The 18,035-nt window shown below is 59.2% G+C and carries 21 protein-coding genes; 1 reads left to right on the plus strand and 20 read right to left on the minus strand.

Annotated elements, in window-relative coordinates; translation table 11 throughout:
* Window positions 1–19 precede the first annotated feature (19 nt).
* From hisS to trmJ, 16 genes are all read right to left on the minus strand, one after another.
* Window positions 20–1,303, minus strand: coding sequence for a histidine--tRNA ligase (gene hisS / locus UF78_RS15690; RefSeq protein ID WP_045163142.1), 1,284 nt, complete (start codon window positions 1,301–1,303; stop codon window positions 20–22).
* 14 nt (window positions 1,304–1,317) lie between these two features.
* Window positions 1,318–2,430 (minus strand): flavodoxin-dependent (E)-4-hydroxy-3-methylbut-2-enyl-diphosphate synthase, encoded by a 1,113-nt coding sequence (gene ispG / locus UF78_RS15695; RefSeq protein WP_045163143.1) that lies wholly within the window; start codon window positions 2,428–2,430, stop codon window positions 1,318–1,320.
* Between the two features lies 1 nt (window position 2,431).
* Window positions 2,432–3,421, minus strand: a complete 990-nt coding sequence (locus UF78_RS15700) for a RodZ domain-containing protein (protein WP_045163144.1) — start codon at window positions 3,419–3,421, stop codon at window positions 2,432–2,434.
* Complete coding sequence (pilW, locus tag UF78_RS15705) at window positions 3,421–4,176, minus strand: type IV pilus biogenesis/stability protein PilW (protein WP_045163285.1); 756 nt, start codon at window positions 4,174–4,176, stop codon at window positions 3,421–3,423. Before pilW ends, UF78_RS15700 begins: the two co-directional genes overlap by 1 nt.
* 11 nt (window positions 4,177–4,187) lie before the next feature.
* A complete protein-coding gene (rlmN, locus tag UF78_RS15710; RefSeq protein WP_045163145.1) occupies window positions 4,188–5,336 on the minus strand; it encodes a 23S rRNA (adenine(2503)-C(2))-methyltransferase RlmN in 1,149 nt (382 codons plus the stop codon).
* Between the two features lie 20 nt (window positions 5,337–5,356).
* Window positions 5,357–5,788 carry a nucleoside-diphosphate kinase gene (gene ndk, locus UF78_RS15715; RefSeq protein ID WP_021209485.1) on the minus strand — a complete coding sequence of 144 codons (432 nt, stop codon included), beginning with the start codon at window positions 5,786–5,788 and terminating at the stop codon, window positions 5,357–5,359.
* Window positions 5,789–5,948: 160 nt separating this feature from the next.
* Window positions 5,949–6,146: a Fe-S cluster assembly protein IscX gene (gene iscX / locus UF78_RS15720; RefSeq protein WP_045163146.1), complete on the minus strand. Its 198-nt coding sequence runs from the start codon at window positions 6,144–6,146 to the stop codon at window positions 5,949–5,951.
* A gap of 14 nt (window positions 6,147–6,160) precedes the next feature.
* Window positions 6,161–6,499 (minus strand): ISC system 2Fe-2S type ferredoxin, encoded by a 339-nt coding sequence (gene fdx, locus UF78_RS15725; RefSeq protein WP_045163286.1) that lies wholly within the window; start codon window positions 6,497–6,499, stop codon window positions 6,161–6,163.
* A 5-nt stretch (window positions 6,500–6,504) separates the two neighbouring features.
* Window positions 6,505–8,367 carry a Fe-S protein assembly chaperone HscA gene (hscA, locus tag UF78_RS15730; protein WP_045163147.1) on the minus strand — a complete coding sequence of 621 codons (1,863 nt, stop codon included), beginning with the start codon at window positions 8,365–8,367 and terminating at the stop codon, window positions 6,505–6,507.
* Between the two features lie 41 nt (window positions 8,368–8,408).
* Window positions 8,409–8,930, minus strand: coding sequence for a co-chaperone HscB (gene hscB / locus UF78_RS15735; protein WP_045163148.1), 522 nt, complete (start codon window positions 8,928–8,930; stop codon window positions 8,409–8,411).
* A gap of 7 nt (window positions 8,931–8,937) precedes the next feature.
* Complete coding sequence (iscA, locus tag UF78_RS15740) at window positions 8,938–9,261, minus strand: iron-sulfur cluster assembly protein IscA (RefSeq protein ID WP_021209490.1); 324 nt, start codon at window positions 9,259–9,261, stop codon at window positions 8,938–8,940.
* Window positions 9,262–9,271: 10 nt separating this feature from the next.
* The gene (iscU, locus tag UF78_RS15745) at window positions 9,272–9,664 is read right to left on the minus strand and encodes a Fe-S cluster assembly scaffold IscU (RefSeq protein ID WP_045163149.1); all 393 of its coding nucleotides are present in this window, start codon (window positions 9,662–9,664) and stop codon (window positions 9,272–9,274) included.
* A 47-nt stretch (window positions 9,665–9,711) separates the two neighbouring features.
* Window positions 9,712–10,926 carry an IscS subfamily cysteine desulfurase gene (locus tag UF78_RS15750; protein ID WP_045163150.1) on the minus strand — a complete coding sequence of 405 codons (1,215 nt, stop codon included), beginning with the start codon at window positions 10,924–10,926 and terminating at the stop codon, window positions 9,712–9,714.
* A gap of 30 nt (window positions 10,927–10,956) precedes the next feature.
* Entirely contained in the window at window positions 10,957–11,448 is a 492-nt protein-coding gene (gene iscR / locus UF78_RS15755; RefSeq protein ID WP_045163151.1) for a Fe-S cluster assembly transcriptional regulator IscR, read from the minus strand.
* 181 nt (window positions 11,449–11,629) lie between these two features.
* Window positions 11,630–12,406, minus strand: coding sequence for a serine O-acetyltransferase (gene cysE, locus UF78_RS15760; RefSeq protein ID WP_045163152.1), 777 nt, complete (start codon window positions 12,404–12,406; stop codon window positions 11,630–11,632).
* Window positions 12,406–13,182, minus strand: coding sequence for a tRNA (cytosine(32)/uridine(32)-2'-O)-methyltransferase TrmJ (trmJ, locus tag UF78_RS15765; protein ID WP_045163153.1), 777 nt, complete (start codon window positions 13,180–13,182; stop codon window positions 12,406–12,408). The genes cysE and trmJ overlap by 1 nt, the downstream gene beginning before the upstream one ends.
* 150 nt (window positions 13,183–13,332) lie before the next feature.
* Here trmJ and suhB point away from each other — a divergent pair, with 150 nt between their 5' ends.
* The gene (gene suhB, locus UF78_RS15770; protein ID WP_025242617.1) at window positions 13,333–14,148 is read left to right on the plus strand and encodes an inositol-phosphate phosphatase; all 816 of its coding nucleotides are present in this window, start codon (window positions 13,333–13,335) and stop codon (window positions 14,146–14,148) included.
* Between the two features lie 53 nt (window positions 14,149–14,201).
* Here suhB and UF78_RS15775 read toward each other — a convergent pair whose 3' ends face one another.
* The 4 genes from UF78_RS15775 to yajC all read right to left on the minus strand — a co-directional run bounded on the left by UF78_RS15775 (window position 14,202) and on the right by yajC (window position 18,001).
* The gene (locus UF78_RS15775; RefSeq protein WP_045163154.1) at window positions 14,202–14,735 is read right to left on the minus strand and encodes a glycine zipper 2TM domain-containing protein; all 534 of its coding nucleotides are present in this window, start codon (window positions 14,733–14,735) and stop codon (window positions 14,202–14,204) included.
* A 79-nt stretch (window positions 14,736–14,814) separates the two neighbouring features.
* The gene (gene secF, locus UF78_RS15780; RefSeq protein ID WP_045163155.1) at window positions 14,815–15,723 is read right to left on the minus strand and encodes a protein translocase subunit SecF; all 909 of its coding nucleotides are present in this window, start codon (window positions 15,721–15,723) and stop codon (window positions 14,815–14,817) included.
* A gap of 12 nt (window positions 15,724–15,735) precedes the next feature.
* On the minus strand, window positions 15,736–17,604 hold the full coding sequence (gene secD / locus UF78_RS15785; protein WP_045163156.1) for a protein translocase subunit SecD: 1,869 nt from the start codon (window positions 17,602–17,604) through the stop codon (window positions 15,736–15,738).
* A gap of 67 nt (window positions 17,605–17,671) precedes the next feature.
* Complete coding sequence (yajC, locus tag UF78_RS15790; protein WP_021209500.1) at window positions 17,672–18,001, minus strand: preprotein translocase subunit YajC; 330 nt, start codon at window positions 17,999–18,001, stop codon at window positions 17,672–17,674.
* Window positions 18,002–18,035: the final 34 nt, after the last annotated feature.

The following is an 18,035-nucleotide window of genomic DNA, read 5'->3' on the forward strand; positions in this document are numbered from 1 at the left end:
TGAATTCAGACCTGTCCGTTCAAGCCAGACAGGCAGCCAGACGCTCGGGTAGAGCATCCCAGGCAATGCTTTGTTGTTCGCTGTCGTCGCGCAGCGGCTTGCAACCTACCACGCGCCCGGCCAGTTCGTCGTCACCCAGAATCAGCGCGAACCGCGCACCGCTCTTGTCAGCCTTCTTGAACTGGCTCTTGAAGCTGCCACCGCCGGCGTTGACCAACAGGCGAAGGCCCGGCAAGACATCACGCAGGCGTTCAGCCAGCCCCAGCGCGGCCAGCTCGGCCGCCTCACCGAAGGCGCAGACGTAGGCGTGCGCCGGCTGGTTGAGCGCCTCGGGGACGAGCTCGAGAGTTTCCAGCAGCAGCACCAGACGCTCTATGCCCATGGCGAAGCCCACACCGGGCGTCGGCTTGCCGCCGAACTGGCTGATCAGCCCGTCATAGCGGCCGCCGGCACAGACGGTACCTTGGGCGCCCAGCTTGTCAGTCACCCACTCAAACACGGTGCGGCCGTAATAATCCAGGCCGCGCACCAGTTTGGGATTGATCTGATAGGCAATTCCCGCCGCCTCGAGTCGCGCCTTGAGGCCGTCGAAATGGGCACGCGACTCGTCGTCCAGGTAGTCGTGCAAGGTCGGCGCATCGACCAGCAATGCCTGGGTCTGGGCGTTCTTGCTATCCAGGATGCGCAGCGGGTTGCTGGTCAGGCGACGCTGGCTGTCCTCGTCGAGCTGCTCGAAATGTTGCTGGAGATAGGCGACCAGCGCGTCCCGGTAGGTTGCGCGTGCTTCGCTGGAGCCCAGGCTGTTGAGCTGCAGCGTGACCGCGTCGGACAGGCCGAGCGACTTCCAGAGTCGCGCAGTCAACACGATCAGTTCGGCATCGACATCCGGCCCCGGTTGGTTGAAAACCTCCACGCCAATCTGGTGGAACTGGCGATAACGGCCCTTCTGCGGCTTTTCGTAACGGAACATGGGGCCGGCATACCAGAGCTTCTGCACCTGACCGCCTCCGGTCATGCCGTGCTCGAGCACAGCACGGACGCAACCCGCCGTGCCCTCGGGGCGTAGCGTCAGCGATTCCTCGTTCCGATCGAGGAAGGTATACATCTCCTTGTCGACCACATCGGTACCCTCACCGATGCCGCGGGCAAAAAGATCAGTAAATTCGAGGATCGGCAGACGGATCTCGCTGTAGCCATAGCTGTCGAGCAGCTGCGCGAAGGTCGTTTCCAGGTAGCGCCAAACCGGCGTCTGTGCCGGCAGAATATCGTTCATGCCACGAATGGCTTGCAGGGACTTGCTCAATTCGGTTCCTTAAATCAGCTACGCACGATCAGCGCGGCATCGTTCTCGACCTTCTCGGCGGCCTTGCGACGAATCAGCTGTTCCAGTTCGTCGACCAGATTCTCGTTGTTCAGCTTCTGCGCCGGCTTGCCGTCGATATAGATGAGGTTGTTCGGCGTGCCGCCGGTCAGGCCGATATGCGCTTCCTTGGCCTCTCCCGGGCCGTTGACGACGCAGCCGATCACCGCAACGTCCATCGGCACCAACAGATCGTCGAGCCGCCCTTCAAGCTCGTTCATGGTCTTGACCACGTCGAAGTTCTGCCGCGAGCAGCTGGGACAGGCGATGAAGTTGATGCCACGCGAGCGCAGGCGCAGCGATTTGAGAATATCGAAACCGACCTTGATCTCCTCCACCGGATCGGCGGCCAGAGAGATGCGGATGGTGTCGCCGATACCTTCGGCCAGCAGCATGCCCAGCCCCACCGAGGATTTCACGGTTCCAGAGCGCAAGCCACCAGCCTCGGTAATTCCCAGGTGCAAGGGTTGCTCGATCTTATCCGCCAATAGCCGATACGCAGCCACCGCCATGAACACGTCGGAGGCCTTAACGCTGACCTTGAAGTCGGGGAAGTTCAGCCGGTCGAGGTGCTCGACGTGTCGCAGCGCCGACTCAACCAGCGCCTCGGGCGTAGGTTCGCCGTACTTTTTCTGCAGGTCCTTTTCCAGCGAGCCGGCATTGACGCCGATGCGGATTGGAATACCTCGGTCACGCGCCGCTTCGACTACAGCCCGCACTCGATCCTCTCGCCCGATATTGCCCGGATTGATGCGCAGGCAATCGACACCAAGCTCGGCAACGCGCAAAGCGATCTGATAGTCAAAATGAATGTCTGCCACCAAAGGTAGGTCGACGCGTTGCTTGATCTTGCCGAACGCCTCGGCCGCCCCCATCGAAGGCACAGACACGCGAACGATATCGGCACCGGCATTCTGCAGCCGTTGGATCTGCGCAACAGTCGCGTCGACGTCGCAGGTTTCGGTATTGGTCATGCTTTGTACGGCGATAGGCGCATCGCCACCGACCGGTACGTTGCCGACCCAAATTTTTCGGGTATGACGACGCTTGATGGGGGATTCACTATGCATATTACTGTCCGAGCTTAAAGCGCGCAGTTTCGCCACGCGTTTTGCCTGAGAGACTGACGGCTTCGCCGTTGAAGCTGACTTGCACACCAGAAGCGAAGCCCAGATGAACGTCCAATGGGGTTTTGCCGACCAGGGCGCGACTGGTGCCGGCTTTCCCCAAACCGCTGTAGAGCACTTTACCCTCGGCATCGGTTACCCGGGTCCAGCAGTCCGCCGTGTAATCCAGCGTGATGCGGCCTTCTCCAGTTGCGACAGTCTCGGCGTCGGTCACCGGTGTCGTACCGGTATCGGCCTGCGGAGCAGTGATCGGTGCTTCGCTCGCAGGCACGGCTTCGACAGCCTCCTCGGGCGCATCGATAGGTGCTTCGGCTTCCGGCTGCTCATCCGGCGGCAGGGTTTGTTCATCAGAATCCTGCGCTTCGTCATCCGTCGTTGACGGCGTCGAATCGGTCGGCTCGCCGGTGGCGAGCTCAGCGGGCTCGTCGGCACGATCGAGCAGATGAATCTCGGTAGTACCGTCTGCCGCCTCGACCTCGATTCGCTCCAGCGGCGCAACCGCACGACTTGCCTCGTTGCGGGTCGTACGGTCCTGCCACCAGAGAAAAGCGCCTACGGCAATCGCCAGCGTCAGAATCAATGTAAAAAAACGCACCATGCTTCTCGAAAGACGCACGGGCTCGTCGATGTGTCCGAGGCTGTTGACGCTACTGCCAGTCGCATCCGTACCGGTATGCTGGTCGAACTGCTGTACAAGACGGTTCTGATCCAACCCCAACAGTTTTGCATAGGCACGCACGTAACCACGAGCAAAGGTGTGGCCAGGCAGCTGACTGAAATCGCCGGCCTCGATCTGGCTGAGCGAGCGCTCCGACAGATTGAGCTGTTTAGCCACCGAAGAAAGCGTCCAGTTCTTGTTCTCGCGCGCGGTGCGAAGCGTTTCGCCTGGGTTGGTCGAGGTCGGCGCAGCGGCTTCAGAATGTGGCGCTATCATCATTGCTCCGAAAGAAACTGTTGATATTCAGGCGTACCCGGATACAGGCGTTTGAGCTGTAGACCAAGGCTTGCCGCCTGATCTCGGTCCTGATGAATTTTCGCCAGACGAATGCCCAGAAGGAGGCTGCGGGAATTCTGCTCGGAAAGACTGCTGAAGCTATCGTAGTAACGCTTTGCCGGGACATATTGCTTGTCCTCGTACGCCATGACTGCCAGTTCAAGCAGAGCACGTGGCTGTCGGCTGTCGAGACGCAAAGCACGGGTAAAATAGGTTTCGGCCTGCTCGCGCTGCCCGAGCTTCAGGGCAGTCATGCCCATGTTCTGAAAGACATGCGACCGACCGGAATAGAGATTGTCCTCGGCTGCCTTTGCGAAGCGCTCCATGGCTTCCTGATAGCGCTTCTGCTCGAAGAGAAAACTACCGTAGTTGTTCAGAATACGCGCATCGTTGCGGCTGGATAGCGCCTTGCGGTAATGCTCGTCAGCCAGCTGGTTTTCCATCTCGTTCTGGAACACCAGCGCCAGCGCCGCGTGCGCATCGGCACTGTTCGGGTCCAACTCGAGTGCCTTGCGTAGCGGCGTCTTGGCCCGGGACGCCTCGCCTTGCTGCAAATAGCCGATACCCAGCTGAATGTAGGCGTCTCGCGCTTCGTCGCGTCCTTCCGAGGTCCGCATGGGATTGCCCGATCCGGAAGATACACAGCCAGCCATAAGGCCGACGAGCAAAAACAGCAGCGCAACGCGCAAGGTCATCAGCATCCCCCTCAGGAACGGTTCGTAACAACAGGCGTCGTCGCGGGCTCGGACTGCAGCTCGCGCACCGCGATATAGCGCTCGCTTCGGCGGGTTCGATCCATTACCTGCCCGACCAACTGACCACAGGCGGCATCAATGTCCTCACCGCGCGTGGTGCGCACTGTCACATTGTGCCCGGCTTTATGCAGGATGTCCTGAAAACGACGGATCGCATTGTTGCTCGGCCGCTCATATCCGGAATGCGGAAAGGGGTTGAATGGGATCAGATTGATCTTGCAAGGAATTTTGGCCAACAGCGCGATCATTTGCTCGGCATGCTCGGGCTGATCGTTGATGCCCTGCAAAAGCGTGTATTCGATTGTGAGAACGCGCTTTTCACCCAGATTGGAGATGTAGCGCTGACAGGCGGCCAGCAGCATCTCCAACGGATATTTTTTGTTGATGGGTACCAATTGATCACGCAATGCATCGTTAGGTGCGTGCAGCGACAACGCCAGCGACACATCGATAACCTTGGAGAGTTCCTCGATCATTGGTACTACGCCGGATGTCGAAAGCGTCACTTTTCGTTTGGAAATACCGTAGCCCAGGTCGTCCATCATGATCTGCATGGCGGCCACGACATTGTCGAAGTTCAGAAGCGGCTCACCCATGCCCATCATCACCACGTTGGTGATAGCGCGATCGACCTTCGCCGGTATGGTGCCGAACGATTTATTGGCAATCCACACCTGACCGATCACCTCGGCAGCGGTGAGGTTGCTGTTGAAGCCTTGTTTGCCGGTCGAGCAGAAACTGCAATCCAAGGCACAACCGGCCTGGGAGGATACGCAGAGCGTGCCGCGTCCGCCCTGGGGAATGTAGACGGTTTCCACGCAGCTCCCCGAGGCCACACGTACCACCCATTTACGGGTGCCGTCGGTAGAGATGTCTTCGCTGACAACCTCGGGGCCGCGGATCTCAGCAGAGGCCTTGAGCTTTTCGCGCAAGGCCTTGCCGATGTTGCTCATGGCGTCGAAATCATCGACGCCGAAGTGGTGAATCCATTTCATGACCTGGCCGGCACGAAAACGCTTCTCCCCTATCGAATCGAAGAAGCTTTCCAGCTGAGGCTGGGTCAGCCCCAGCAGGTTTACTTTACCGGTCGTAACAGTCATCTGAATTCACCTTCGCCAAATCAGCGAATGCGGGCACACACTTCGGTGGCGGAGAAGAAATAGGCGATTTCGCGAGCAGCAGAGGCTTCAGAGTCAGACCCGTGAACAGCGTTTTCGTCGATGGAAACGGCGAAATCGGCACGAATGGTGCCCGGAGCGGCTTCTTTCGGGTTGGTGGCGCCCATCAGCTCACGATTCTTGGCAATGGCGTCTTCGCCTTCCAGCACCTGAACGATGACCGGGCCGGACACCATGAAAGCGACCAGATCCTTGAAGAACCCGCGCTCGCTGTGCTCGGCATAGAAACCGCCCGCTTCACGCTCGGACAGTTGGACCATCTTCGAAGCGACGACGCGCAGACCGGCCTTCTCGAAACGGGAAGTGATCTCGCCGATTACGTTCTTGGCGACGGCATCAGGCTTGATGATGGAGAAGGTGCGTTGCAGGGCCATTTGAAAACTCCAGAAAGGATTGGGTTAAAGCGAACGAGTAAACCCGCGAATTATACGCGGGTCCCGATTGAAATTATAAGAGCGGCTGTACGCCGCTTAGCGCAGAGTCACCGAGAGGCTGTATCGACGTACATGCATGCAGCACTGTCGAAACCGACCTCTAGGCTTCTTCTATCCAGGCGGCCTGGATGGCTTCGAGGACTTTCTCGCCGCCGCGTTGCGGGTCGTCGGCAAAATCCGGCAACTCGACGACCCAGCGATGCAGCTCGACGAAGTTTACGTAACGGGGATCCACATCCGGCTTACGCTCAGCCAGTTCGATCGCGATGTCCAGCACATCACCCCATTTAAGTGCCATGCTTCACCTCGCCCTCAATGACCTTCGGAGACCTGGTTGATGGTGTATTTCGGAATCTCGACCACCAGATCTACATCCGCAACGGCTGCCTGACAGGACAACCGAGAGCTCGGCTCGAGGCCCCACGCCTTATCCAGCATGTCATCTTCCAGCTCGTCAGAGGCCTCCAGCGACGCAAAGCCCTCACGGATCACCACGTGACAGGTCGTGCAAGCACAGGACTTTTCGCAGGCATGCTCGATATCGATACCGTTTCGCAGCGCGGCATCGAGCACCGTCTCGCCAGGCTGCGCCTCCACTACAGCCCCTTCGGGACAATGGTCGGCATGGGGCAGGAAAACAATTTGCGGCATCTGGGTCATTCCTCGATATCGTTAAGCCGCCGTCCGGCCAATGCAGCCTTGACGGTGGAATCCAGCCTGCGCGCGGCAAAGGCATCGGTAATCTGGCTCAGGCGCTTGACTTGGCGCTCGATCGCCACACCGTCCTGGCTATCGAGCAGCTCCCGCAGAACCTGCATCTGCGACTCGATCGACACACGTTCCTCCTCGCTGAGCAAACGCTCGCCGTCCACCGCCAGAGCGCCCTCGACCGCTTCAATCAACCGTTGCGCATCGACTAGCTGTTCGCGCAGCGCACGGGCCGTTTTGTCTTCGCTGGCCTTGTGAAAGGAGTCTTCCAGCATGCGAGCGATCTCACCGTCAGTCAGCCCGTAGGAAGGCTTCACCTGAATGCTCGACTCAATGCCGGACGCCAGCTCACGGGCAGACACGCTGAGCAACCCGTCGGCGTCAACCTGAAAGGTGACACGAATCTTAGCCGCACCCGCCACCATTGGGGGAATGCCTCGCAGCTCGAAGCGGGCCAGCGATCGACAGTCGGCGATGAGTTCTCGCTCGCCCTGCAATACGTGGATCATCATGGCCGACTGGCCATCCTTGTAGGTGGTGAAATCCTGTGCGCGAGCGACTGGGATGGTGGTGTTGCGAGGGATGATCTTTTCCATCAACCCCCCCATGGTCTCCAGCCCCAGCGACAGCGGTATTACGTCGAGTAGCAGGAGCTCTTCGCCATCCCGGTTGTTGCCCGCCAGGGTCTCGGCCTGGATCGCTGCACCGATGGCAACCACCTGATCAGGGTCAATGTCGGTCAGCGGGTCGCGAGCGAACATTTCGCCGACCCGCTCACGGACGCGTGGCACGCGGGTGGAACCGCCCACCATGACCACCGCATGAACGTCTTCGAGCTCGACAGACGAATCGCGCAATGCGCGCCGACACGACTTGAGGCTACGAGAAATCATTGGGTCGACGAGTTCGTTGAAGGTGGCACGAGTCAGAAGACCCTGCCAACCGGCATAGCGCACCTCTACGGATTCGGCATCGCTGAGCTGCTCTTTGGCGTTACAGGCAACTTTCAATACATCTCGCTGCGCCCCTGGATCGAGATCGTCGGACACACCCGCCTGGGCGAGTATCCAGCCAGCGATGGCATGATCGAAGTCGTCACCACCAAGCGCGGTATCGCCACCGGTAGCCAGCACCTCGAAAACACCCTTGGTCAGACGCAGGATGGAAATGTCGAAGGTTCCGCCACCTAGGTCATAGATCGCCACGACCCCCTCAGCCTCACGGTCCAAACCATAGGCGACTGCAGCGGCGGTAGGCTCGTTGAGCAGACGCAACACGTTGAGATTGGCCAGTCGTGCGGCATCCTTGGTCGCTTGCCGCTGCGCCTCGTCGAAGTATGCAGGCACCGTGATCACCGCGCCGACCAGCTCCCCCCCGAGAACCGCTTCTGCCCGCTCTCGCAGTTCGCGAAGGATTTCAGCCGAAACCTCCACCGGGCTCTTGGCGCCCTGTACCGTCTCGATGAAAGGCATTTGCGATTGCCCTTCGCTGAAGCGATAAGGCAGCTGTCCACCCAATTGCTTCACATCACCGACACCGCGTCCCATCAGGCGCTTGACCGAGAGGATGGTGTTCAACGGATCGCTGGCGGCAGCGCGCTTTGCAGCCCGCCCCACCTCGACGCGATCGGCGCAATAACGTACCGCGGAAGGCAGAATGACCTCGCCGTCGGCATCGGCCAACGGCGCCGTGACACCACTGCGCAACGCGGCCACAAGTGAGTTGGTGGTGCCCAGATCGATACCAACCGCCAGACGACGCTGGTGAGGTTGCGGGCTTTGTCCGGGTTCAGCTATCTGAAGTAAGGCCATTTCTGTCTGATATCGGGCGCAGCGTCTGGGGCTACGCGTGGTTAGTCGTCGAGGCGCTCTTCTAACTGGCGCACTTCCTGGGAGAGCTTATCGAGGAACTGCATCCGACGCACAAGCCGCTCCGCCTCGGCGCGCTGTGATTCATCCTGCCATATGCGCGCAAACGAATCGTTGAGGTCGAGCTGAGCAGCCTTGAGGCGAACCTTGAAAGACGCGACACCGGCCATATCCGCTTCGTCATGCAGCTCTTCGAGCTCTTCTCGCCACTGCATCTGCTGCATGAGGAAAGCAGGATCCTGAACGGTAGCCTCCAGCGGCATCTCCCGCCCCTGCAGCGTCAGCAGATAGCGGGCCCGTCGCGACGGGCTTTTCAAGGTCTGATAGGCCTCGTTCAGATTTGCCGAACGCTCGATGGCATGGCGCTGTTCGGTTTCACCAGCATCAGCAAACCGATCAGGATGGACTTTGCGTGCGAGCTCGCGGTAACGAGACGAGAGCATGTCCAGGTCTATATCGAAGGCAGGCTGCAACTCGAACAGCGCGTAATGACAGGGAGTTCCCACAGCGTCCTCAGATATTGAAGCTCTCGCCGCAGCCGCATTCGCCACGCACGTTGGGATTATTGAACTTGAAGCCCTCGTTCAGCCCTTCCCGGACGAAATCGAGCTCCGTTCCGTCAAGGTAAACCAGGCTTTTGGGATCGATGATGACCTTCACGCCGTGGCTGTCGAATACCGAATCTTCTGCGGCCGCTTCGTCAACGAACTCGAGCACATAGGCCAGACCTGAGCAACCGGTTGTACGAACACCCAACCGGACCCCAAGCCCCTTGCCGCGCCCTTCCAGCGAGCGGCGTACGTGATTGGCGGCGGCGGTCGTCATGCTGATAGCCATCGATACCTCCTTACGCCTGTGGTAACCCTTTCTTCTCACGATAATCGCGAACGGCCGCCTTGATGGCGTCTTCGGCCAACACCGAGCAGTGAATCTTCACTGGCGGCAATGCCAACTCTTCAGCCAGCTGGGTGTTCTTGATGGTTTCCGCCTCTTCCAGCGTCTTACCCTTCATCCACTCGGTCGCGAGGGAGCTGGAGGCGATGGCCGAACCACAACCATAGGTCTTGAACTTGGCATCTTCGATAATGCCTTGTTCGTTGACCTTGATCTGCAAGCGCATTACATCGCCGCAAGCCGGGGCGCCGACCATGCCGGTGCCGATGGTGGGATCCTCAGCGTCGAACTTACCGACGTTGCGGGGATTTTCGTAATGGTCAATGACCTTATCGCTGTATGCCATGGTGCAATCCTCTTTGAATCAGGCTATGCGGAGCTCGACGGATCGGGTCAGTGGGCAGCCCACTCGACCTGCGAGATGTCGACGCCATCCTTGAACATGTCCCATAAGGGTGAAAGCTCACGCAACTTGGTAACCGCCTCGCTTACTTTCTGCGCGGCGTAGTCGACTTCTTCTTCGGTGGTGAAGCGGCCAAAGGTAAAACGGATCGAGCTGTGAGCGAGTTCGTCGTTGCGGCCCAGCGCGCGGAGCACATAGGAAGGCTCCAGCGACGCAGAAGTACAGGCCGAACCGGAAGACACCGCGAGGTCCTTGAGCGCCATGATCAGCGACTCGCCTTCAACATAGTTGAAGCTCAGGTTCAGATTGTGCGGCACCCGCGAGGTCATGCTGCCGTTCACATACAACTCTTCCAAGTGCTCGACTCGCTTGAAGAAACGGTCGCGCAGCTTGGTGATGCGCTCGCTCTCAGCAGCCATTTCTTCCTTGGCAATGCGAAACGCCTCCCCCATACCCACCGACTGGTGCGGCGCAAGGGTACCCGAGCGCATGCCGCGCTCATGACCACCGCCGTGCATCTGCGCTTCCAGGCGTACGCGCGGCTTGCGGCGTACATACAGCGCGCCGACGCCCTTGGGCCCGTAGGTCTTGTGAGCGGAGAAAGACATCAGGTCGACCTTCATGCTTTCCAGATCGATCTCGACCTTGCCGGTGGACTGAGCAGCATCGACATGGAACAACACGCCGCGCGAACGGGTAAGCTCACCAATGGCGGCGATATCGTTGATCGTCCCGATTTCGTTGTTCACGTGCATGATGGAAACCAGCACGGTGTCGTCACGCAGCGCGGCCTCGACCATTGCCGGCGTGATCACGCCATCTTCACCCGGCTCGATGTAAGTCACTTCGAAACCCTCCCGCTCGAGCTGGCGGGTCGTATCCAGAACGGCCTTGTGCTCGATCTTGCTGGTCACGATGTGCTTGCCCTTAGAGGCATAGAAGTGCGCGACACCCTTGATCGCCAGGTTGTCCGACTCGGTCGCACCGGACGTCCAGACGATTTCGCGAGGGTCCGCATTGACCAGCTCGGCGACTTGCCGACGGGCATTCTCGACAGCCTCTTCGGCTTTCCAACCAAAAGCGTGGGAGCGCGATGCCGGGTTGCCGAAATTGCCTTCGGCAGTCAGGCATTCGACCATTTTCTCGGCAACGCGAGGGTCGACCGGTGTGGTAGCGGAGTAATCCAGGTAAATCGGCAACTTCATCAGGTATCTCCTATCAGGCAGGCGCCCTACTCACTCGACGGCGGACGCTTCGATCTTATCCAGGTGTGCATTCTGACCATTGGCTCGTCGCATATCCTGGCGCAGAGCTACTTCCTGAACCTCACGACGCATCACCAGGTCGGCCAGACTGATACCGCTTAGAAATTCATGGATCTGTTGGCTCAGATCGCACCACAAATGATGGGTCAAACAGGTGTCGCCCGAGTGGCAATCGCCCAGCCCCTGGCAACGGGTGGCATCGACCGACTCATTGACCGCATCGATGACTTGCGCGACTTGAATGCCAGCCATCTCGCGGGAAAGCTGATAACCACCACCCGGCCCACGAACGCTGGTAACCAAGCTCCCACGGCGCAACTTGGCGAATAGCTGTTCTAGGTAGGAAAGCGAGATGCCTTGCCGCTCGGAAATGTCCGCAAGGGACACCGGCCCGTGTTGCGCATGCAGCGCGAGATCGAGCATCGCAGTGACGGCGTAACGGCCTTTGGTAGTCAATCGCATCGGTTCGCACCAAGCATCATGGTTTGGGGCAAGTATGCAATACCCGACTATTTAGATCAACTATAAGACTGATTAAATCACTCGGACTTTAGCCGTACAAGTAACGCAGCTGGTCGGCGAGGCTCTGTCACCCCGCCAGCGAGAGGCGCCTATGATAGCAGCCCACCCCGTCCATCGCACTTCAAGGACGAGGCTCGTCACCCACGTCTTTGACTTCGGCGAAGTCCTCTTCACGCAACTCAGGCATTTGCTTTGCACAGTAATCGCTGCCAAGAGCAGTCAACGCTTGGCACATGCCCTCCATGCGCTCTTCGACAGCCTGAACGTGATCGAGCAACTGGCCGATGGCACGCGCCACTGGATCGGGCATGTCTTCCGTCACCCCATAGGCGTCGAAACCGATCTTCTCGGCGATCGCCTTGCGCTTGGCTTCCTGCTCGTCATTCGACTTGACGATCACGCGCCCAGGGATACCGACCGCGGTCGCACCGGCCGGAACCGCCCGCGTAACCACCGCATTGGAGCCGACCTTGGCGCCCGCCCCCACGGTGAACGGACCAAGAATCTTCGCGCCCGCCCCGACGATCACACCGTCCTCGAGCGTGGGATGCCGCTTGCCCTTGTTCCAGCTGGTACCACCGAGAGTGACCCCATGATAAAGGGTCACGTCGTCACCGATCTGGGCAGTCTCACCGATGACGATACCCATACCGTGATCGATGAAAAAACGCCGTCCAATCTGCGCGCCTGGATGAATTTCGATCCCCGTCAGCCAGCGCGCCAGGTTCGAATTCATACGCGCCAGCCACTTGCAGTCGTTCAGCCACAACCAATGGGAAACCCGATGAAACCAGACAGCATGCAATCCCGGATAGCAGGTAATGACCTCGAATGCGTTACGCGCTGCCGGATCGCGGTGAAAAACGCTCTGGATATCTTCGCGCATGCGTTCGAACATCAATCAGATCTCCGCTTATGGGGTTCGCCGCGGACGGCTTTCTGGGTTTCGGTAAGAATTCCGCGCAGGATATTCATTTCCAACTTGCTGATACCGCTGCGACCGTAGAGCCTGCGCAGGCGAGGCATGAGATGACGAGGCTTCTGAGGATCGAGAAAACCGATCTCAATCAAGGTCTGCTCGAGATGTCCGTAGTAATGCTCGAGTTCGTCTGCGGTGACTGGCTGCACATCGAGCATCGAGGTGGTTTCGAGTTTCTCCTGCTTGCTTGGCTGATTGTTCGCAGCCAGCCATGCCATACGTACCTCATAGGCAATCACCTGCACGGCAGCGGCAAGGTTCAATGAGCTGAACTCGGGATCTGACGGAATATGGACATGGTATTGGCAACGCTGCAGCTCTTCATTGGTAAGCCCTGCATATTCGCGCCCGAATACCAACGCAACCTCCCCGCCCCTCTGAACCTGCTCCACGCAGGCTGACCCGGTTTCGCGCGGATCCAGCAACGGCCAAGGTATGCGCCGATCACGAGCACTGGTACCGAACACCAGACTGCAGCCCACCAAAGCCTCTTCAAGGGTCTCGACCACCTGCGCTGAGTCCAGCACATCAGTCGCACCCGATGCCCGCGCAACGGCATTCGGGCTCGGAAAGTCCTGGGGGTCCACCAGTACCAGGCGAGACAAGCCCATATTTTTCATCGCCCTGGCCGCCCCGCCAATATTGCCGGCGTGACTGGTATTGACCAGCACTACACGAATGTTCTGAAGCGACACTGTTGTTCTCGACAGGAAAGCAAACCGAAAGCTTACAGGAACGCCCGAGGCCTCCGCTATTGCTGTCCCAATGCGCTCCAACCACGTAACACCCGACCAAGCTTTCTGATAGAATTGCCGGCTTTCTTTAAACGACCAGGTATTTGATCGATGCAGCCCATGCTGAATATCGCGCTGCGCGCCGCCCGTAGCGCCGGCGAAATGATTGTTCGTTCCACCGAGCGCCTGGACGTGATCTCGGTTAGCGAAAAGGACGCGCGCGATTACGTCTCGGAAATCGACCGCACCGCAGAGCAGCTCATCGTTGCGGCGCTGCGCAAAGCCTATCCGAACCACGGCATTCTTGGCGAGGAAGGCGGTTTGCTGGAGGGCAGCGGCGATGGCGCGGATTACCTCTGGGTAATCGATCCGCTGGATGGCACGACCAACTTTCTGCGCGGCGTCCCGCATTACGCCGTCAGCATCGCTTGCAAATACCGTGGTCGCCTCGAGCATGCCGTGGTCCTCGACCCGGTGCGCCAGGAAGAATTCACTGCCAGCCGCGGTCGAGGCGCCGCACTCAACGGTCGCCGCCTGCGAGTTAGCACACGCAAGAGCCTGGAAGGCGCACTCCTCGGAACAGGCTTCCCGTTCCGCGACGGCCAGATGGACAACATGGACAGCTACCTGAACATGTTCCGCAGCCTGGTTGGACAGACCGCAGGCCTGCGCCGCGCTGGCGCCGCCAGCCTCGATCTCGCCTATGTTGCGGCCGGCCGCTACGACGCGTTCTGGGAATTCGGTCTTTCCGAATGGGACATGGCGGCAGGCGCGCTACTGATTCAGGAAGCTGGTGGCTTGGTCAGCGACTTCAGCGGCAGCCACGATTTCCTTGAGAAAGGCCAGATCGTCGCCGGCAACACTAAGTGTTTCAAGGCCGTACTGACGGCGATCCAGCCACACCTGACGCCCTCGCTGAAGCGCTAGAAAACGGCTCAAAAAAAACGCCCAGACGGGCGTTTTTTTCTTTTACAGTCAGCTCACTGCTGCGTCAGCACCAATTGGCCGTCGCGAAACGGAATTTTGCTGCCCGGATCCCGATCCATACGAATCTGACCGATCTCTCCGCCGAGATCATATTTGACGTCGTAACCAACGATCTTGTCATGGCTGTCGGTTACCGTATTGCAGCGGGTTTCAGTAGTGGTGTAGGTGTCATTCGCCTGCATACGGCCCTGTACCTGATTACCGGCATAGCCGCCCCCTACCGCACCGACAACGGTGGCAATCTTCTTCCCATTACCTCCGCCGACCTGATTGCCCAGCAAGCCACCGACGACCGCTCCCACCGCCGTCCCGGCAATTCGATTGCTATCCTGGATGGGCTTCTGCCGCGTGACGGATACCTCTCGGCAAACCTCACGCGGCGTCTTAATAGTTTCCTTGACAGGCTCAACGGCCAACACTTCGGCGAACTTCGGCCCTCGATCAACCAGTGAATAGGTGGCGAATGCCCCGCCAGCAGTGACGACTACAGCACCCAGAACACTACCTACCAGCATCGACTTGTTCATTTAACTTCCCTTCTTCTGACGGGCCAGGCCCGCTGCGCCCGTTAGTCAGCGCAGCGGGACAGAAGTTCAAAAAATCAAGTCAGGGCAGCTCGTCCACCTCTTCAACGACAGGGGGAATCAGATCGTCACGAGTAAGCTTCAGCCACACCAGCAACATCCCCGCGACATACACCGACGAGTAGGTCCCCGCCCCGACACCTATCAGCAACGCCAACGAGAAGCCCCAAAGATTTTCCCCACCGAAGAACATCAGCGCACCAACCGCCAGCAAGGTAGACACCGAGGTGGCCAGCGTACGCAGCAGGGTCTGCGTGGTTGAAATATTGATATTCTCCAAGAGCTCCGCCTTCCGAAGAACGCGGAAATTCTCACGAATCCGGTCGAAGATCACGATGGTGTCGTTAAGCGAGTAGCCGATTACCGCAAGCACCGCCGCCAAAACAGTCAGATCAAAAGTGATCTGGAACAACGAGAAGACCCCGAGCACCAGTACCACGTCGTGAAACAGCGAAAGCACCGCGCCCAGCCCGAACTTCCACTGAAACCGGAAGGCGACATAGACGAGGATGCCACCGAGGGCGAGCAGCATGCCCAACCCACCCTGGTCGCGAAGCTCCTCGCCAACCGCCGGCCCGACGAACTCGACACGCTTGACGGTGACGGCACTGGCGCCTTCACCACCACGCAATGCATCAGCAATGCGCTCGCTCATCATCGGATCATCGCCCGGCATCCTTACCAACACGTCGGTCGTGGCGCCAAAGCTCTGCACCACGGCGCCGTCGAAGCCAGACCGGGAGAGCTGCGACCGCACCTGATCCAAGGGCACCGGCTGCTCATAGGACAGCTCGATCAACGTGCCGCCGGTAAAGTCCAGGCCGAAATTCAAACCTTTCACCGCCAAGCTACCGAGCGAGACAAGCGTGAGCAGTACGGTCAGGGCAAACGCCACATGACGCACGCCCATGAAATTGATTACGCGTTTCATCGTGCTAGCCCCTTAAATCCACAACTTCTTGAGATCGCGGCCACCGTAGATCAGGTTGACCATGGCGCGGGTCACGATGATGGCGGTGAACATGGAGGTCATGATCCCGAGCGAGAGGGTGACGGCGAAGCCCTTGATCGGCCCCGTGCCCATGGCGAACAGGATGCCGCCGACCAGCAGCGTGGTCAGGTTGCCGTCTACGATCGCGGAAAACGCCCGATCAAAGCCTTCATGGATCGCGCGCTGGATGGACATGCCATTGGCGATTTCCTCCCGGATACGCGAGAAGATCAGCACGTTGGCGTCGACCGCCATGCCCATCGTCAGCACGATACCGGCGATACCAGGCAGCGTCAGCGTGGCGCCCAGCATCGACATCAGCGCTGTCAGCACCACCATGTTGAACAACAGGGCAATCGTCGCCAGGACGCCGAAGAACTTGTAGATCAGCACCATGAAAACCGCGACGAAGAGAAAGCCCCACAGCGCAGCCTCGATGCCGAGCTTGATGTTCTCTGCACCCAAGCTCGGGCCGATGGTGCGCTCCTCGGCGAAGTACATTGGTGCCGCGAGCCCGCCAGCACGCAGCAATAGCGCCAATTCGGATGATTCACCCTGACCATCCAGTCCGGTGATACGGAACTGACTACCCAGTGGCGACTGGATTGTCGCCAGACTGATGATGCTTTTCTCTTCCTGGAAGGTCTCGACGCGCGATTCCTGCTCGACGCCGTCGACCATCTTCTTGACATAACGCGTGACCGGACGCTGCTCGATGAAGATCACCGCCATGCTGCGGCCAACGTTGTTGCGGGTGGCGCGGTTCATCAGATCGCCGCCATGCCCATCCAGACGAATGTTCACCTGCGGACGGCCATTCTCGTCATAGCTGGCCTGAGCGTCGGTGACCTGGTCACCTGTGATGATCAGGCTGCGCTCGAGCTGTACGGGAGGGCGACCTTCCTCGCGGAATCCGAAGGTCTCAGTTGTCGCGCGTGATGCGTCGGCCTCGGCGGCCAGACGAAACTCTAGATTGGCGGTCTTGCCCAGAATGCGCTTGGCCTCGGCGGTATCTTGCACACCTGGCAGCTCGACGACGATGCGATTGGCACCCTGGCGCTGAACCAACGGCTCGGAAACTCCCAGCTCATTGACCCGATTGCGCACGGTCGTAAGGTTCTGCTTGATCGAATACTCGCGAATCTCCGCCAGCTTGGCCTCAGTAATTGCCAGGCGCAATACATGCTGTCCATTGCGCTCGCTGGAGGTCAGCTCGAAATCGTTGAAGCTCTTGCGGATCAGTGATTGAGCTGCCGAGAGCGCAGCTTCGTCGGCAAACCCGAGCTGCACAGCGTTGTCCGCCTGGGGGAGACTGCGGTAACGAACACGCTCCTTACGCAGCAGGCTCTTGACCTCGCCTTCATAGACGTTCAGACGAGTCTCGATCGCCTTGTCCATATCGACTTCAAGCAGGAAGTGCACGCCCCCCGACAGGTCCAGACCCAACTTCATCGGGCTGGCACCCAAGTTGCGTAGCCACTCGGGCGTGGTGGGCGCAAGATTGAGCGCAACCACATAAGCATCACCCAGCGCGCGTCGCACGACATCCTTGGCTGGCAACTGGTCGTCCTGGTTGGCCAGCCGTAACAAGCCGCCACGACCCTGCTCGTCCAGGCTCGCCGCTTTGACCTCGATACCGGCCTCCGCAAGCGCCTTGCTGGCACGATCGAGATCGGCGTCGGTGACGTTCAGCGAGGTTGTAGCACCAGTGACCTGAACGGCCGGATCGTCCGGATACAGATTGGGAGCGGAATAGATGAAGGCAATGCCTAGCACTACTACGATCAGCAGGTATTTCCAGAGAGGGAATCTATTGAGCATGACGCAGCCCGTCTAATGACGCGGGGCGCCTTGCGCGCCCCGTCGTTGGTGTTGAGTAGTAGTCAGCTCAGATGGCTTTCAGCGTGCCTTTGGGCAGCGTTGCGGCAATCGCCACCTTCTGGAACTTCAGCTCCACCGAATCGGAAACTTCGATCACGACGAAGTCATCGGAAACCTTGGTGACCTTGCCCGCGATACCACCGGAGGTAACCACTTCGTCACCCTTCTGCAGGCCGCCGATGAGGTTCTTATGTTCTTTGGCGCGCTTGGCCTGAGGGCGCCAGATCATCAGATAAAAGATAACCAGAAAACCAACCAGGAACAGCCACTCGAAGCCACTACCAGCGGGACCAGCGGCAGCCTCTTGAGCGTAGGCGGCGGGAATCAGAAAGCTCATGTAGCACTCCTGTTGCAGAGATCAGTTTAGTTAT

Origin of the sequence: Stutzerimonas stutzeri (assembly GCF_000952685.1) — a bacterium.
GTDB classification, from domain to species: domain Bacteria; phylum Pseudomonadota; class Gammaproteobacteria; order Pseudomonadales; family Pseudomonadaceae; genus Stutzerimonas; species Stutzerimonas stutzeri_E.

What these genes read in the sequence shown, in the direction of transcription:
- pilW (WP_045163285.1), bottom strand. Translation starts at nt 4,176, where the DNA reads ATGACCTTGCGCGTTGCGCTGCTGTTTTTGCTCGTCGGCCTTATGGCT.
- UF78_RS15750 (WP_045163150.1), bottom strand. Translation starts at nt 10,926, where the DNA reads ATGAAGTTGCCGATTTACCTGGATTACTCCGCTACCACACCGGTCGAC.
- iscA (WP_021209490.1), bottom strand. Translation starts at nt 9,261, where the DNA reads ATGGCTATCAGCATGACGACCGCCGCCGCCAATCACGTACGCCGCTCG.
- hscA (WP_045163147.1), bottom strand. Translation starts at nt 8,367, where the DNA reads ATGGCCTTACTTCAGATAGCTGAACCCGGACAAAGCCCGCAACCTCAC.
- UF78_RS15775 (WP_045163154.1), bottom strand. Translation starts at nt 14,735, where the DNA reads ATGAACAAGTCGATGCTGGTAGGTAGTGTTCTGGGTGCTGTAGTCGTC.
- iscR (WP_045163151.1), bottom strand. Translation starts at nt 11,448, where the DNA reads ATGCGATTGACTACCAAAGGCCGTTACGCCGTCACTGCGATGCTCGAT.
- iscU (WP_045163149.1), bottom strand. Translation starts at nt 9,664, where the DNA reads ATGGCATACAGCGATAAGGTCATTGACCATTACGAAAATCCCCGCAAC.
- UF78_RS15700 (WP_045163144.1), bottom strand. Translation starts at nt 3,421, where the DNA reads ATGATAGCGCCACATTCTGAAGCCGCTGCGCCGACCTCGACCAACCCA.
- fdx (WP_045163286.1), bottom strand. Translation starts at nt 6,499, where the DNA reads ATGCCGCAAATTGTTTTCCTGCCCCATGCCGACCATTGTCCCGAAGGG.
- ispG (WP_045163143.1), bottom strand. Translation starts at nt 2,430, where the DNA reads ATGCATAGTGAATCCCCCATCAAGCGTCGTCATACCCGAAAAATTTGG.
- cysE (WP_045163152.1), bottom strand. Translation starts at nt 12,406, where the DNA reads ATGTTCGAACGCATGCGCGAAGATATCCAGAGCGTTTTTCACCGCGAT.
- secF (WP_045163155.1), bottom strand. Translation starts at nt 15,723, where the DNA reads ATGAAACGCGTAATCAATTTCATGGGCGTGCGTCATGTGGCGTTTGCC.
- suhB (WP_025242617.1), top strand. Translation starts at nt 13,333, where the DNA reads ATGCAGCCCATGCTGAATATCGCGCTGCGCGCCGCCCGTAGCGCCGGC.
- iscX (WP_045163146.1), bottom strand. Translation starts at nt 6,146, where the DNA reads ATGGCACTTAAATGGGGTGATGTGCTGGACATCGCGATCGAACTGGCT.
- rlmN (WP_045163145.1), bottom strand. Translation starts at nt 5,336, where the DNA reads ATGACTGTTACGACCGGTAAAGTAAACCTGCTGGGGCTGACCCAGCCT.
- yajC (WP_021209500.1), bottom strand. Translation starts at nt 18,001, where the DNA reads ATGAGCTTTCTGATTCCCGCCGCCTACGCTCAAGAGGCTGCCGCTGGT.
- ndk (WP_021209485.1), bottom strand. Translation starts at nt 5,788, where the DNA reads ATGGCCCTGCAACGCACCTTCTCCATCATCAAGCCTGATGCCGTCGCC.
- secD (WP_045163156.1), bottom strand. Translation starts at nt 17,604, where the DNA reads ATGCTCAATAGATTCCCTCTCTGGAAATACCTGCTGATCGTAGTAGTG.